The sequence below is a fragment of the Sinomicrobium endophyticum genome, assembly GCF_052983315.1.
Genome location: NZ_JBRKIS010000043.1, coordinates 298,391 through 313,162, shown reverse-complemented (window position 1 = coordinate 313,162; position 14,772 = coordinate 298,391). Strand labels below are relative to the sequence as shown.

Genomic DNA, 14,772 nt, shown 5'->3' with positions numbered 1-14,772 from the left:
TTTTACCTGCTATGTTCAAGAAAATATTAGTTGCCGAAGATATAGACAGCATAAACCAGGGTTTATCCTCCGTATTCCGCAATCTGGATATACCGGAGGTATGGCATGCCACATATTGTGACGAAGCGCTTCTTAAAGCAAGAAAGGCCCTATACGACGGTGTCCCTTTTGAGTTGCTGATCTGCGACCTCTCTTTTAAGCCGGACCACCGGACGCAAAATATCGCATCCGGACAGGAATTGATTTCCGTTCTGGCCGGTGAATTTCCGGAATTAAAGATTATCGTGTATTCGATCGAAGATCATCCGCATACTGTGAGAACATTGTGGAAGAGCGGGCGGATATCAGGTTATGCCTGCAAAGGAAGAAATGGCCTGGCCGACCTGGAAAAAGCTGTACTGGAAGTATACAAGGGAGAAACCTATCTCTCCCCCCGGGTGGAGGCAGCGGTCAAAAGAAAAAATTTTCTGACACTCCGGGAGTATGAAGTGGCGCTTCTTACCCATCTGGCCAACGGGTATACACAGGAACAGATAGAAAGAAGTTTTAAAGAAGAAGGTATTTCGCCAAGTAGTAAAAGTTCTATGGAGAAACGGTTAAAGGAACTTAAAGAAGAATTTAATGCCAATACCACAATTCATCTTATTACCATACTGAAAGATCTTAGGTTGTTATAGGTTTTTCTAATTCAAAAAGCAGTTATAAACTGTCTTTAAAAATGGTTTTTATTGCGCCCGGAGCCGGAAAATACCCGGCTAAGGGATACACCGAGGGGGTGGATTTTCTCCGTAGGAGAACGCAACAAAAATAAAACTAACCATTTTGAAGGCAGTTTTTTTTTGGCAACTACGGAAATCCGTAAGGAAATATCCCGTAATAGGTTTAGGTTTGGAAATGAAATCCAAGCAACCAGAACCTATGGCAAAAAAAATATTCGAACAGGAGTTTAGGGGCTATTGGCGCGAACGGGACAGTAAAGGGCTCCCTGCCTATTCCGGTATTTATGTAGTACAAAGTTTTTATCACGACCGCGAACTGGGAAAAGTATCCATGCACGATCTTATTTATATCGGAAAAGCGGATAATATCAATGAGCAGATACGTATACACGAAAAGCGGTACGTATGGAAAAACCAGCTAAAACCCGGAGAACAACTTTGTTTCAGTTGTACCCCTGTACCCAGGGAAGACCGGGAAAGGGTTGCTGCCGCGCTTATCCGGGCCAACCAACCCATAATAAATACCAGTTATAAAAATGTGTTTCCTTTTGATACTACTGGTGTACATCTTTACGGGGATTATCCCCTGCTAAAAAAAAAATCCTCGTAGAAAGTACAGAGTCAAAATAAACATATTTTTTTGATGTAAATTCGCTCATTTACCTGAGCTTTGGATTTCTTTTTTAATAAATAAAAACCTTAAACTGCAAGGTTTATACAGTGAGTATCTTTAAATTAGCACAACTAAATGGTGTTTCTGGTCGGAGTGGCCGGTATTTAAAGCCTTAAATCTTTTTGTTTAACTTAATCTTATTTATTATGAAAAGTTTGGAAAATTACGGAGTTCAGGAGCTCAACGCAACTGAATTGCAAGAAGTTAACGGAGGTCTTGACATAGGTGGAGTTCTCGACCTGCTAACCGGAGTACTCGGTACGGTAACCGGAGTAGTCGGAGGAATTGTTTCCGTTGTAGGAAGTATAGTAGAACTCACTCTGGGCATCATAACCGGAGTTGTGGATCTATAACTGTTTCCGGGAACCCCGATCGGGTTTCAGGATAGAAAGCCGTATGAAATTTATTACCACATTAGCAGGTGCTTAAGAGGAAAATATATTTTATACGGCTTTTCTATAAGAACTCTTTTGATGGTTCCGGAGAAATTTTAACATATGTTACACCTTAATAATTTGATATTATGAAGAATCTGGAAAGTTATGAAGTGCAGGAACTCACCGAAACCGAACTGAGTGAAATAAACGGAGGTTTGGATTTGGGTGCGGTACTGGAAATACTTAATGGTATTGTAAACATTGTTACCGCACATATGCAGGCCGCTCTGGATGCGGTAGGGGATTTTATAAGCGATTTTTTAGGAGGGATTAACAGCTGAACAAAATATCCTTCATTTGCTATAAGAGCCTCTTTCTGTTGCATATGGAAAGGGGTTTTTCTTTGGTGTGAAACGAAGAGGTTGTTCATAAAAAATTTGGCAGTTAATACAATACCTTTTCAAAACACAAACTGTTTACTACCCCGGCATATTGCCCGTAGTTGGGAATGATCACATAACCGTTTTTTTGATATAAGCGAATAGCTTCAGGTTGTTTTTTGCCGGTTTCGAGAATACATTTGGCGTAAGACAATTCAGAAGCCCAGTTTTCGAGTTCTTTAAGGACCAAAGAAGCAATACCCTTCCCCCTGCTTTCCGGTGACGTATACATTCTTTTTATTTCTACGGTGTCCGGACTATATTCTTTCCATGCTCCGCATCCCACGGGGTGGTTATTGAAATAGGCTACAATTACATGGCCTATAAGATCGGTTTTATTGTATTGTGCATAAAACGAGTGTTCTTCACCGTCTCTTTCCCTCAGGTCCTCATCGAGATATTTTATCATGTATAGAAAATCCGGGTCTGCGGAATCCGTTCTTCGTAGTTGTATCATATTATTGTAAGGGTAAAATGAAGGGTTAGTGAGGTTATGAGCGTTGCCTGATTAACCAAATAGACTGGTTACTAAGTTATTGAGTTAATAAGTTAATGAGTATTATCTGATTAACCTAATAACCCATTAACTGATTTATTGAGTGTTGCCTAACTAGTCGGAACCTGCTCTATTATTTCTGGATTCCAGTTCCTCAATACGTTGTTTAAATATTTCCCTGGTTTCCCGCAATGCACTGTTGGTTTCCTGGAGAGCTGAATTTGCTTGTTTCAACGCTTCGATCTGTCCTTCCATGGCACTGATCTTTTCCTGTAATACATACGTGCTGCCTTCCTCGTGTACCGGATGGGCACTGTGGTCATTTTCCTTAAGCATAGAGCCTTCTCCGGTAAGTAACCACGAAGAGTTAAGCCCGTTACATTTTGTATAGATCAGTTCGGCATCAAAAGAATTTCGCTTTCTCCAGTTGGACAAAACCTGGGGCTTTATTCCCAGATGCTTTGCCAGGTCAATATCCCTTTTAAAAAGATAATGATATTTTATTTGATCGAGCATCAGAGATCTGTCCATAGATTTATAAACGTTTGGTGTAAAAAATAGTCTAAAATTTTTTTAATTAAACGAAATGTTTCTATATTTGTTGTGCTATACCGGAGTATTATAGTATGAAGAAACCGGAAGAGCAAAACGTAAATATACGTAAAATGAAATACATCCGTACCCTAAAATAATGAATACATTCGCTGGCTTGGGACCAAAGTGCAGAAAAGGGTTGTTGCTTTTCCGGTAATAAAAAATCTTTTTTCGGAGCATAAAAATATCGGTTCCCGGATTATTCTTTGGTATAAACGGATTTTCCGGGGTATTGTTTGGCAGGCAAGACCTGGAATAGCAACCTTGTAATCATTCAGGGCATTTCCTGAGAATTTACCGGGATACCCTGGTAACAGATGAACCTATCCCAACGGATGACAATTACAACGAATACGCATTTCCCGTATTCGTAGTACTACCGGGATAACACGAAAGATCCGGATTTCGTGGTGGAGATATACCATAGACCGATGGTATTTATTGAGGTTATCGTTTAAAATCAGAAAAATATAAGAAGTGAGCAATTCCAATTCGCCAAAAGTAGACATTAAACTGGTAAGAGATCTGAAAGAAGGGGACACCATCGCATTTGAAACTATTTTTAACCTATTGCGTGAAAGACTTTACTATTTTGTATTCTCTTATACCAAGTCAGAGTATGTGGCCGATGAGATCGTACAGGAAGCTTTTATTCGCGTATGGCAGAAAAGGGAGACTATAAAGCCCTTAACTTTTACCACATTCCTGTTTACCATAGCCAAAAATCTTACTTTTAATCATTTGCGCGATGCTTTTCGCAGAGAATCCGCTAAAGAAGAGTTGTGGAAGAATGTTAATTCCCACTATGAACAAATAGAAACAAAAATACGGCTCACGGAGTACAGAGGTATGGTAAACAGTATTGTAGCGACTTTGCCCCCTCAGAAAAAAGCAATTTACCAGATGTCCAGGGAAGAAGGGAAAACGAATACGGAAATAGCCGAAATTCTAGGTATAAAGCCGAAAACCGTTAAAAACCATCTTTGGAAAATTATGGAGATTATCAGAACCCATTTACGGCTGTATATAGAAAGCAGCCTCTTAATGCTTATAGCATTATTCTTCAGCTGATATCGGAGTCGTTTAATCATATAAAGATATGTGAGGAGTTATCCATGCTTTGTTCTGTTTTAACGAATTTCAGAAAATCTCCTCTTCAGAAAAAATGAACAGCTTTTCAGGATTTGGAGTTTGAAGGCTTTGGCAACTTAAATAAAATCAAACACTTGCACATATAAGTCAAAGTTAACAAAAGGTGAAACTTTCCGGACAGCGGGGTAGTCTACTCCATTGAGCCTATTCGCCTGGCGGATTTATACCGTTTTGAACGGAACCTCTTCAGAGTTCCGTTTCTTTTTCCTTTTCTCATTATTTCTTCCTATTCATTTTTCAGGCTAATAGTCCCCTCTTAGGTTATTTTTGTCATCTACTAAACTAAAATAATTTAAAAACAGAATAACTGTCACTTCGGAATCTAAGATCCTGGTAACCGCACAAATTGTGACGACGTTGAGCCAATTATCAAATCTTTGTGAAACTCTGCGAAACCTCTGTAAGTCTCTTAGAGATAGCTACTACACAAACCTGCCTGCCTGCTCGCCCTGACAGTATTAATCAAGTAGTTGTTTGAGAATAAAAACAAATCAGGTTAAAGTTATTTTTATTTTCCGGTATATTTCATTCTGTGAATTTTGTCACAAAATAATTAATTTTTTAAATACCTCATAATAAGTATGTTATTTTGATTATCGCATTTTTTTCAAACATTATCGTAGGACAGTTCCGCTTTACAGGTGTATAAATAATAGAACTATTAATCTTAAATAGATAGTCCGCAAAACAGGTTAAATCTAAACCGAACAATGTCAAATGGAACAACAACAACTCAGACTGCTTTTACAAAAACTTCAGGAGGATACCCTGACCCGGGACGAACTTGGCGCTCTGAAAACTATTCTGGACTGCCATGGAAGTGAGGATAAATTCGTGAAAATCCTGGAAGAATACTGGGAGAAGGAGAAAAGCGGAGAATCAGAAGATGATAATGACAGATGTATCTTTTTGGGGAAATACTTTTATATTATCTATCTGAATTGAACTTTCACCCCGAAATGCTCTATAGTTCTTTGAAATATCCCCTGATGAATTAAAATGAAGATTGGCTGACGGAAAGAGAATATCGATCTGAACTTATCTCTTTGCCTTATTCGAGGTCATTTATTTTTGTTCGCGGAACGCTTGCGAAGAGTACTTGGTGTACAGCCGTATTTTTCTTTGAACACCCTGGAAAAATGCGGAGCTGTTTTAAACCCGGACATTTCTGCAATGGTCTTAAAGGGTAGTTTTGAATATTGCACAAGTAAGCTGGCTTTTCGAAGCCTTTCATCCTGTACAAAGCGAAAAATGGTGGTGCCATACAACTGCTTAAAGCCGTATTTGAGTTTGAACTCATTCGTACCAAGAGTATGGGCCAGATCTTTTAAAGAAAAATTAATATCCTTCAGGTGTATTGTAATATAGTCCTTTGCTTTCGCAATCTTGCTGATGTCGGCTTCCGTTAGAAGAATACGAAGGTTATTTTTATCCGGATTGTCCTGATTATTAATTAGACGATGGAGTTCATGTATTCTTTCCGCACTTTGCAATATGGTTTCTATTGCAGTTACCAGTACCACTGCACGGTTATCCGAATAGGTGAGATTGGATACGGAGCATATAACCGGAACTATAAAAAATTGCTTTGCTTTAAAACACAGTTCCACGGTGTGGTTATAATGTTCTTCTTCCGAGATAATATCCAGTAATTCTTCCCAAACAGGTTTGGATTCTTCCGTGAGAAAGTCAGTTATCAGTTTGCCCTGTAGTTCTTCCGGAGAGAATAATAATATCTCAGATACCATGGAGTTAAAATTCTGAATATTAAAATTGAGATCCAGAACAAAGGTCATCTGCGCTATGTGTTTATAGGATTCGTGAAGATTAATATAATAGCGATGATGTATAGACCCTTCCAGCTCTTCTGTCATCATATTTGCCAAAACAACCAAAGCCTCCAGTTCATCATTGTGTTCGGATCTTTCGATCCTGTAGGAAAAATTACCACGGGCTACTTCAAGGAGCATCTGATAGATACTTTTTATTCGATTTTTGTTGTATTCATTATTCATTTTCAGAGGAGTAGATTATAGGTTGTGGAAAGTTCGGTTACGATTAATAAATAGCAAAATATAATAAAGCCTTGTGAGGGACACAAAAAATCAACTGCGATGAAGCCGGGACATTAACTTTTCTGTTAGAGAGATGGGAGTGCTAAAATACATAATATAAGTAATTTATGCAATTTCCATCTTGATACACCTTGCTATTGGTTTATAAAAAAGGTTCCAGAAACAGGATGGCTTTATCGGAATCTTTAAAGACTTTAGTGGGAATAAGAGGTTTGCTCATTTTTAAGTAAAAGTCCAGTATGGCACGACTAATCGGAGGATCCGCCAAAATAGAAACCGCATGTATCAATACAGAACCTTCATTGGCAAGATAGTCCCTCGCTGTTTTGTTAATATCATGAAGGCCCCGGATATCGCAAAACACCGGAAAGCTCTGTTCTTTTTGAAATACTAACCTGTCGGCAACAATTTGTTTTGCCGCAGTAAGATTGATTATAGTGCCCGTTTTGTAAACGAAAAATAGAATATTACGGTCTATCCAGAATCTGGCATAACTATTTTCACAATTCGGCATGCTTGGATGGAAATCTCTATAATTTAACATGTTTTTCGGGGTGAATGAATTGGCAATTTAATGATTTTATAAATGTATTTAATTCACTTTTAGGTTGAAAGTATACTAACGTTCATAATGAATAATACACTTACCTGAGAGGGATTATTTCTTATCTGAGAGGGATTATTTTTAATGGCACATGAAGTCTATGTATTAAATCGGGTATAATTAACTAGATTGTAAAGTAAAATTATCCTAAACAAATGAAAGTATATGGCAAAAATCAAGCACAATAATTTTCTGGATACAGTAGAGGGTGTTTTTTCTGATGCCAGAGATGCGGGGGTATTACACCTTTATGCTGAGGGAAATTCGTTTAAAGGAAGGAGAATACGGGTTAACAACAATGATCTCCTGCATTTTGGGACTACCGGGTATCTGGGCTTAGAGCAGGATTTCCGCCTGAAAAAGGCTGCTGCCGCAGCAATATTTAAGTTTGGAACACAATTTCCCCTCTCCAAAACCTATATCTCACATCCGCTTTACGGAGAGCTCGAAGCAAAAGTAAAGAGCATGTACAGATATCCGGTGGTAATAACTAAAAACAGTACATTGGGACACATAGGGGTAATTCCCACCGCAGTTAGAGACGAAGACGGTGTTATTCTGGATCATCAGGTACACTGGAGTGTTCAGAATGCCACACAGCTTCTGAAACCGAGGGGAGTGCCGATAGAAATGATACGGCATAGTAATATGAATATGTTGGAAGATAAAATACGGGATTTGTCTTCTAAATGTCGAAAAATATGGTATATGGCAGACGGGGTTTACTCCATGTATGGTGATTATGCTCCAATCCCTGAACTCATGGCCCTTAGCAATAAATATCCGCAATTACACCTGTATTTTGATGATGTTCATGGAATGAGTTGGACCGGGAAAAACGGAACAGGTTATGTTTTACAAAGGTTAGGGGAGCTACCGGAAAATGTTTTATTATTCGGGACACTTAGTAAAACCTTTGGAGCCAGTGGAGCCGTACTTGTGTCTTCGGACAGGAAGATGTACGGGAAAATAAAGAATTTTGGCGGACCTCTTACATTTTCGGCACAGCTTGAACCGGCATCTGTTGCGGCTGCATGTGCTTCTGCAGATATTCATTTGTCGCCGGAGATCTATAGATTACAGGATGAACTCCGGGATAAAATAAACTATTTCAACCAGCTGTTGTTATCCACGGAACTCCCATTGACTGAGCGAAATGATTCCCCTGTTTTTTATATAGGTACAGGTATGCCCGTAACAGGATATACCATGGTAAAACGTCTTATGAATGACGGTTTTTTTGTTAATCTGGGGATTTATCCTGGTGTACCGGTGCGAAATACCGGAATGAGGATCACGATATCCCGGCATAATCAAAAAGAAGACATTCAACAGCTTGTAAAGGCCATTGAAAACCATTACCCGGCGGCTTTGGAAGAAACACGTACGACGATGGATAGAGTCAGAAGAGCTTTTCGAATGCCGGTAACCGGAGGAAAGACAACAAAATTTATAAAAACAGGGAGACTGAGCCTGCAAGCGGAAGACACTATATCAAGGTTAAACAAAGAAGAATGGAATATTCTATTGGGAAACAATGGAGTTTTTGATTGGGATGGTCTTAAATTTCTGGAAGATGTATTTAAGAATAATGATAAACCGGAGCATAACTGGTCTTTTTATTATTTTGTGATAAGAGATGCGATGCAGAAACCGGTTCTGGCCACGTTTTTTACTCATGCTCTGTGGAAAGACGATATGCTGGCACCGGAATCCGTTTCCTTAAAATTTGAAGAAAAGCGGAAACAGAATCCATATTATATGACTTCCTCCGTGCTCTGTATGGGCTCTTTGTTTACGGAAGGGGAACATTGTTATCTGGACAAGAATCATCCGGAATGGCAGAGTGCAGTGGAATTATTGATAGAGACCCTGGAGAAACTGGATAAAGAGAAAGACACGGCGATGTTAATATTGCGGGATTTCAAAGAAGAAGAGCGCTTGGAAAAAGTATTGCATAATCTCGGTTTTGTAAAGATCGGGATGCCGGATTCCTGTATTGTAGATAATTTATCCTGGAAAGGAAAAGAGCCTTATATAGCATCGCTTTCTTCCCGTTCCAGAAAACATTTTCGCCGGGAGGTTGAGCCTTATGAAAAGTACTTTAATGTAATTTTTAAAGAAAAAGCTGCCTGGACTGAAATAGAAGGATATATCCGGCTTTTTGAAAATGTCAGAAAAAAGAATTTAGCACTTAACACTTTCTCTTTCCCGGAGAAGTTATTTGAAAACATGGAGAAGAGTCCGCTGTGGGAATTTATGGAGCTTTCTCTGAAAAAGGAATACGATAAAAGAAAAGAACGTGTACCTTTGGGGGTAATGTTTAGTTATAAAAACGGGAAACAGACGTATGTCCCCGCTTTTATTGGTATGGACTACACGTATGCCGGGAAATATCAGTTATACAGACAAATGCTTTACCAGACGGTACTAAGAGCGGGAAGTTCTGGCTTTCGTAAAGTGGATTTCGGAATGACGGCTTCCTTCGAAAAAAGAAAAATGGGAGCTGAGATTGTTCCAAAAATAGCATATATTCAGGCAAAGGACAACTTTTCTGTGGAACTGATGGGAACTATACGCCAAAAATAGAAAGGGCGTAAAAAATGGGTACGAAGACATATTTTTATTAAACGAAAGACAATGAATCGACATAGAGCTTTGATAGAAGTGTTACTTGAAAAATTCAGGGAGAATGCCCTTACCCGCGATGAGTTCGGGCAACTTGCGGAAATAGTAAATGATCCTGCCCTGGAGGGCGAGATAAAATACTGGATGGAAGAGCATTGGGAAGATATGGACCCATCGTGTGATCGATCCCGTTCAGGGAATATGGAAAACACAGAGCAGTTTGACGAACTTTGGAAAAAACTGGAGGACAGGACCCGGAATCCGGGCGATGTATGAAAGGGATACGAGAGAAACTGGAAGGGCCATGCTATGAATTTCGATTCTCTTTTTTGCTGTTACCTACCAGGTCTAATGAAAAAACGGAGGTCACCTCCCATATCTCCATAATTTCACTTGTGGTCATTTCTAAGTCCGAAAAAGCGTTTTTGGGCTCATTGTCCCGGATAAGGTGAATAACTTCCGGGTTTGATACGTCTTTTCGAATCCGGGATATATAGATCCCTTTTACAGAACTCACCAGTACAAAGATGTTGCCATTGGTAAGGGTGGAAGTATCAGTATCCACAAATTCTCCAACCACGTAATCGCCTTCTTTCAGGACCGGGTGCATTGCAGAACCTACAACCTGGAAGGCCCTGATGTTTTTACCGGTGATAAAAGGAAAGGAGAATCTGGGCAGGGAATCTATATATTCTTTTTTGCCCGCCCCGGTGACATATTGGAAATAACAGTCCGCCGTAATTACAGGGAAAGCACTTTTATTTTCCCTGGCAGAATCATTATTTTGTTTACCGAAGAATATTTTATCGATATCAATACTGTACGTTTGACATACCGATAGTATACGGGGATAGTCCAGTGTGTTTCTTTTTTTCCAGGTAGAGATAGTGTTTGGTTTTACCTCTAATATTTCCGATAATTCCGTATTGGTGCGAATGTCCAGGTGTTTTTTGAGCCTGTTCAAAACTTCCGGTACTTCAAAGGAAACACCTCTTCCTTCCGGAGTTTTGATCCGTGGTGTTCTTTTCATGGGGTAGTATTTATGTTAATATATTTTGTTCAGCAGGTAAGAGGCATACCTCTTTTTTACCGCTGTGTAAGTTTTGGGCTTTACAGCATACAGGAAGATTAATACAGTGTCAAATTTAATTATTTTTTAGCAAAGCAGGGATAATATATATGAATTTTGTGGCTTATTTATGAAAATCATAACTATTTTTTACTAATGAAACCCGGTGTGCATTTTGAATCAAAGATTTGTTTTTTTCATTTCACCCTTTAATTGATACATTCAGCCCGGTCGAAATGGCAGAGTTAAAAATGAAAAGAATCCCTCAAAATGTACTACGGGTGAACAGAACATTGTACACCGATCTGATCTTATGGGCTCATGTCTCTGAAACAGACTTTTCTGACGAGCAGTAGAACAAGTTCTAAGATTATCTCGAACTTGTTCTACCCGGTTTTTATTTGGAAAGTAATAATATAATCTAACTTCGCTTCGCTGTTTAAAACGTACCGGAAATGATTTGATAATGATAAAAATGCTATGAAAACAAAAACTCCTCCTGACGGGAGAAAAAAAGATAATTCCGGTGAAAAATTGGAAGTGAGTAAAAGGTTGCTTGCAGGAGTATTGGCAATTCTTTTGGGAGCTTTTGGAGTGCATAAATTTGTTTTAGGTTATATAAAAGAGGGAATCGTTCAGGTTGTATTTACAATGATTACCTTCGGATTCGGCGGTTTAATCAGTCTTGTAGAGGGTATACTTTACCTAATCAAGTCTGATGAGGAATTTTACCGGATTTACCAGGTGGAAAAAAGAAGCTGGTTTTGATCTTTTTAAAAACCCTTTTCTTTGGGCAATTGTGACAAGACCTTCGGATTTGTTCTGGTTTTGTAAAGTATGTGACGGCCCTTTAGCCTTTCAGTCGCCCCCAGTTAGCTGCCGGAACATGGTTGTAGCGGTATTTCTTTGTTCCGGCCCTGTGGGGTTGATAAAAAAATAAATTTTGCCTTGCTGAGATTGTTTCTGTTCTTTCTGTCAAAAGAAGGGTGGGTGAAAGCAAGGCAGGATATGTTGGTTTCGGATTAGCTTGCCGGTTTTTCGAAATATGTAAAACATATCCGGTTTACCCAGCCCCTTCTTCAAAGTGTTCGGCAAACGTTATTTTTTAAGTATTTTTTGATCTTCCGGAGGTGGGTATTTGTGGTGTTGTGTAACCTGCCCCCGGAAGTCTTTTAGTTCTGAGTTGTTTTTGCCGCGCCTATTTTACCACTGCCCAACTCCAAAACTAACAACTCCCAAACGAAATATTTGATTCTGTATTTTTTTTACATCCCCGGATTTCGGGATTGGTCCCTTTTATCTTAAAACCTTTTTGTTGGCGAGCATGTTTCCGAATTTCCGGAAATGGGTCAATAATAATTTTAAATCACTATTTATTAGATGTTTATGTCTGGTGTTAGAATAAGTTCTACAGATACATAGAATAAGTTCTACCGATGGTTAGAAATAGTTCTATAAGGATTCGGGCGTAAACTTCATGGGCTACCAATACTTTTACATCAGCAAAAAGACAACGTGTTCCATCAGTTGTATTTTGTAGTAATAAGGGTTAATCAAGTTGTTGGTAACTTGCCCCGGTAGGTTCTTGTGTTGCTTTGGTTTACAGGTATGAATTTTCCAGACATAATAGGCCTACCGGGTTTTTTCTCTTATTCTATCCGCAGACGGGGAATTTGATTTTGTTCGCAGGAATGTGGCACAACTATCTGTCTGCTAAAACCCAAATAATGCCTATGGATAAAAAATTACCACACCTTGTTAAAAAATACATTCTGTTTTTGTTGCTCTTCGTAGCCGGGGGGTGGTATTTTTCATACGCACAAATGCTTTATAAGCCTGTGCCGCAGTTTGATACCCCGTGTGCTTCTGCGGGTTTCAATACCTATAGAGTGTCTTTTTCCTGGGATCCTCCGTTAGTGGATTCTTCGAACGAATTTATCCTGGAATTATCTGATGCCAGCGGGAATTTTGCCAACAGCACAGAATTGACCAGGGTGAGCAACAGGAATACTACATTTAATTTTGATTTTGAATTTGGTTTTCCCGATACGACTGCCGGAGACGAATACCGTGTAAGGGTACGAAGTACCAGTCCGCAAAGCTTCAGCTCGCCCAGCGATAAGTTTCCCGCTTATTATCGAAAGGTAAATCAGTCCCTGACTATAAATGTAATAAACGGGTCTGTGGTGGGTAATGTAGAATTGTGCGACGGGGGGAGTTACGAACTTTCCGTGTATAATTACCCGGATGAGAGTTCGTATATGTGGTACAGGAACGGCGTGGAGATTCCCGGAGAAAAAGGGTCTTCTTTGATGGTTTCCCAGGCAGGGTCATATTATGCGGAGGTAGATTACGGTGAATATTGTTCTTCGGATACATCTTCTAATATGGTGAATGTATCCGGAGGCGGAGCACTTGAAGTATCTGTTAATAACGGCGAATCAACTTTGGAAGTTTGTCCGGAAGATGATGCTAAATTGGTTGCGGATGTCGATAATTCAGCATATACCTATACCTGGTTTAAAGATGGGCAGCAAATAGGAAGTCCGGGTTATTTGCCGGAGCTTTCACTGAACGGACCGGATCCTGCGGGAGAATACCGGCTGCGCCTGGAAAACCAGAGCGGATGTGTAACAGAGTCCAACACAGTACAGGTTACGGCCCCTTCTATAGTTGTAAATACAGATGCCGGAAGCAACATTTTATTGTTTTCCGGAGAAACCGTTACCGTAACAGCTTCTACAACAGCGAATAATCCGGAATATACCTGGTATAAAGATAATGTCCCCATATCCGGAGGTAACGGAAGCTCTGTAATAATAGACGAACCCGGAATATATAAGGTGAAAGTAAAGCAAACCTCCGGATGTGCGGTAGAAGCTTTTTCAGAGGAAATAAACGTATCCTATCCGCAGGGCTTTACCATTATTATAGCACCGGATGGTAGTTATAACCCTTGTGTGAATTCTACCGCCACGCTCCGGCTCAGCGGTATCTTTGCAGAAACGGAAGACGGTACTTCCCTGGATGTCTACGATACGTACAAAGATGTCTTCAACTATCAGTGGTATCGCAATGGCAGCTATCTCGATGGCAGGACGGGGACTTCGGTTACGATCGGCCAGCCTTCCGATAACGGGGTGTACAGCCTGAAGGCCACTTTTGAGAATGACGATATCTTATCCAATGCAATAGACCTGAAACTCAGACTGGAAGAAACCGTGTCTATTGAGGCTTCGGACGATATACTTTGCGGAGGATCTATAACCATTAATATTACCACAGGTACCGGAAATACCGATTATACCTATGCCTGGTACAAAGACGGAGAAAAAATATCCGAAAATACTACAGCCCTTAATATCGAAGAAGAAGGAACATACAGGCTTGGTATATCAGCCTACGGATGTACGGTATTCTCTAACGAATTGGTTATACATCCCTTTGACGAATCGGTTATAGAAGTGGATGCCCCCGAAAGGATCATTATACCCGAAGGAACCTCCAGGACTATTACCGCATCCGGAGGGGATGCTTATGCCTGGTACAACGGGGACAATGAACTTATATCCGATACGGATTCCGTAACAATAAGTGAAGAAGGAAAAATATCGCTTCTGGCCTATTTGGGTAATTGCGAGGTGATCCGTGAGTTTACCGTAGAATATCAGGACATTTATATCATACCGAATATAGTAAGCCCTAACAATGACGGAATAAATGATCACTGGATATTACCCAATATATACGCATTTAACTCGAATGTAGAAGTAATTATCTATAGCCCCGAAGGAAAAATATTGCTTCAGACCACAGAATACCAGAATAACTGGCCGGAATCTACCATGACCTATCCTTTAAATAAACCGGTTTTCTATTACAGGATACTGAAGGAAGGAAAAGAGGTGGTTCGACAGGGGACCATAACTTTAATACGCTGAAAAT

The 14,772-nt window shown here is 39.7% G+C and carries 15 protein-coding genes; 10 read left to right on the top strand and 5 right to left on the bottom strand.

Annotated elements, in window-relative coordinates:
* Positions 1-11 precede the first annotated feature (11 nt).
* From ACVBDU_RS18040 to ACVBDU_RS18025, 4 genes are all read left to right on the top strand, one after another.
* A complete protein-coding gene (locus ACVBDU_RS18040; protein ID WP_447181124.1) occupies positions 12-677 on the top strand; it encodes a DNA-binding response regulator in 666 nt (221 codons plus the stop codon).
* Positions 678-918: 241 nt separating this feature from the next.
* On the top strand, positions 919-1,329 hold the full coding sequence (locus tag ACVBDU_RS18035; RefSeq protein WP_447181123.1) for a GIY-YIG nuclease family protein: 411 nt from the start codon (positions 919-921) through the stop codon (positions 1,327-1,329).
* A gap of 209 nt (positions 1,330-1,538) precedes the next feature.
* A complete protein-coding gene (locus ACVBDU_RS18030) occupies positions 1,539-1,745 on the top strand; it encodes a hypothetical protein (protein WP_447181122.1) in 207 nt (68 codons plus the stop codon).
* 170 nt (positions 1,746-1,915) lie between these two features.
* Positions 1,916-2,110 (top strand): bacteriocin, encoded by a 195-nt coding sequence (locus tag ACVBDU_RS18025; protein WP_447181121.1) that lies wholly within the window; start codon positions 1,916-1,918, stop codon positions 2,108-2,110.
* A 103-nt stretch (positions 2,111-2,213) separates the two neighbouring features.
* Here ACVBDU_RS18025 and ACVBDU_RS18020 read toward each other — a convergent pair whose 3' ends face one another.
* Both ACVBDU_RS18020 and ACVBDU_RS18015 read right to left on the bottom strand, forming a co-directional pair.
* Complete coding sequence (locus ACVBDU_RS18020) at positions 2,214-2,666, bottom strand: GNAT family N-acetyltransferase (protein WP_447181120.1); 453 nt, start codon at positions 2,664-2,666, stop codon at positions 2,214-2,216.
* 153 nt (positions 2,667-2,819) lie between these two features.
* Positions 2,820-3,236 carry a helix-turn-helix domain-containing protein gene (locus tag ACVBDU_RS18015; protein ID WP_447181119.1) on the bottom strand — a complete coding sequence of 139 codons (417 nt, stop codon included), beginning with the start codon at positions 3,234-3,236 and terminating at the stop codon, positions 2,820-2,822.
* Positions 3,237-3,776: 540 nt separating this feature from the next.
* Here ACVBDU_RS18015 and ACVBDU_RS18010 point away from each other — a divergent pair.
* The gene (locus ACVBDU_RS18010) at positions 3,777-4,370 is read left to right on the top strand and encodes an RNA polymerase sigma factor (RefSeq protein ID WP_447181118.1); all 594 of its coding nucleotides are present in this window, start codon (positions 3,777-3,779) and stop codon (positions 4,368-4,370) included.
* A gap of 798 nt (positions 4,371-5,168) precedes the next feature.
* Positions 5,169-5,396: a hypothetical protein gene (locus ACVBDU_RS18005; RefSeq protein ID WP_447181117.1), complete on the top strand. Its 228-nt coding sequence runs from the start codon at positions 5,169-5,171 to the stop codon at positions 5,394-5,396.
* Between the two features lie 116 nt (positions 5,397-5,512).
* On the opposite strand, the gene ACVBDU_RS18000 is transcribed toward ACVBDU_RS18005, so the two are convergent.
* Complete coding sequence (locus tag ACVBDU_RS18000; RefSeq protein ID WP_447181116.1) at positions 5,513-6,421, bottom strand: helix-turn-helix domain-containing protein; 909 nt, start codon at positions 6,419-6,421, stop codon at positions 5,513-5,515.
* 247 nt (positions 6,422-6,668) lie between these two features.
* Positions 6,669-7,070, bottom strand: a complete 402-nt coding sequence (locus ACVBDU_RS17995) for a DUF7793 family protein (protein ID WP_447181115.1) — start codon at positions 7,068-7,070, stop codon at positions 6,669-6,671.
* A gap of 225 nt (positions 7,071-7,295) precedes the next feature.
* On the opposite strand from ACVBDU_RS17995, the gene ACVBDU_RS17990 reads away from it, so the two are divergent.
* Together ACVBDU_RS17990 and ACVBDU_RS17985 are read left to right on the top strand one after the other, a co-directional pair.
* Positions 7,296-9,719, top strand: a complete 2,424-nt coding sequence (locus ACVBDU_RS17990; RefSeq protein WP_447181114.1) for an aminotransferase class I/II-fold pyridoxal phosphate-dependent enzyme — start codon at positions 7,296-7,298, stop codon at positions 9,717-9,719.
* 51 nt (positions 9,720-9,770) lie between these two features.
* Positions 9,771-10,034, top strand: coding sequence for a hypothetical protein (locus tag ACVBDU_RS17985; RefSeq protein WP_447181113.1), 264 nt, complete (start codon positions 9,771-9,773; stop codon positions 10,032-10,034).
* Positions 10,035-10,065: 31 nt separating this feature from the next.
* Here the strand turns inward: ACVBDU_RS17985 and ACVBDU_RS17980 are convergent, their stop codons facing one another.
* Positions 10,066-10,788, bottom strand: coding sequence for a LexA family transcriptional regulator (locus ACVBDU_RS17980; protein ID WP_447181112.1), 723 nt, complete (start codon positions 10,786-10,788; stop codon positions 10,066-10,068).
* Between the two features lie 519 nt (positions 10,789-11,307).
* Here ACVBDU_RS17980 and ACVBDU_RS17975 point away from each other — a divergent pair.
* On the top strand, positions 11,308-11,595 hold the full coding sequence (locus tag ACVBDU_RS17975) for a TM2 domain-containing protein (protein ID WP_447181111.1): 288 nt from the start codon (positions 11,308-11,310) through the stop codon (positions 11,593-11,595).
* 965 nt (positions 11,596-12,560) lie between these two features.
* Complete coding sequence (locus ACVBDU_RS17970; RefSeq protein WP_447181110.1) at positions 12,561-14,768, top strand: T9SS type B sorting domain-containing protein; 2,208 nt, start codon at positions 12,561-12,563, stop codon at positions 14,766-14,768.
* Positions 14,769-14,772 lie beyond the last annotated feature (4 nt).

What these genes read in the sequence shown, in the direction of transcription:
- ACVBDU_RS17990 (WP_447181114.1), top strand. Translation starts at nt 7,296, where the DNA reads ATGGCAAAAATCAAGCACAATAATTTTCTGGATACAGTAGAGGGTGTT.
- ACVBDU_RS17980 (WP_447181112.1), bottom strand. Translation starts at nt 10,788, where the DNA reads ATGAAAAGAACACCACGGATCAAAACTCCGGAAGGAAGAGGTGTTTCC.
- ACVBDU_RS18025 (WP_447181121.1), top strand. Translation starts at nt 1,916, where the DNA reads ATGAAGAATCTGGAAAGTTATGAAGTGCAGGAACTCACCGAAACCGAA.
- ACVBDU_RS18020 (WP_447181120.1), bottom strand. Translation starts at nt 2,666, where the DNA reads ATGATACAACTACGAAGAACGGATTCCGCAGACCCGGATTTTCTATAC.
- ACVBDU_RS18000 (WP_447181116.1), bottom strand. Translation starts at nt 6,421, where the DNA reads ATGCTCCTTGAAGTAGCCCGTGGTAATTTTTCCTACAGGATCGAAAGA.
- ACVBDU_RS18040 (WP_447181124.1), top strand. Translation starts at nt 12, where the DNA reads ATGTTCAAGAAAATATTAGTTGCCGAAGATATAGACAGCATAAACCAG.
- ACVBDU_RS18005 (WP_447181117.1), top strand. Translation starts at nt 5,169, where the DNA reads ATGGAACAACAACAACTCAGACTGCTTTTACAAAAACTTCAGGAGGAT.
- ACVBDU_RS18035 (WP_447181123.1), top strand. Translation starts at nt 919, where the DNA reads ATGGCAAAAAAAATATTCGAACAGGAGTTTAGGGGCTATTGGCGCGAA.
- ACVBDU_RS17975 (WP_447181111.1), top strand. Translation starts at nt 11,308, where the DNA reads ATGAAAACAAAAACTCCTCCTGACGGGAGAAAAAAAGATAATTCCGGT.
- ACVBDU_RS17985 (WP_447181113.1), top strand. Translation starts at nt 9,771, where the DNA reads ATGAATCGACATAGAGCTTTGATAGAAGTGTTACTTGAAAAATTCAGG.
- ACVBDU_RS17995 (WP_447181115.1), bottom strand. Translation starts at nt 7,070, where the DNA reads ATGTTAAATTATAGAGATTTCCATCCAAGCATGCCGAATTGTGAAAAT.
- ACVBDU_RS17970 (WP_447181110.1), top strand. Translation starts at nt 12,561, where the DNA reads ATGGATAAAAAATTACCACACCTTGTTAAAAAATACATTCTGTTTTTG.
- ACVBDU_RS18015 (WP_447181119.1), bottom strand. Translation starts at nt 3,236, where the DNA reads ATGGACAGATCTCTGATGCTCGATCAAATAAAATATCATTATCTTTTT.
- ACVBDU_RS18030 (WP_447181122.1), top strand. Translation starts at nt 1,539, where the DNA reads ATGAAAAGTTTGGAAAATTACGGAGTTCAGGAGCTCAACGCAACTGAA.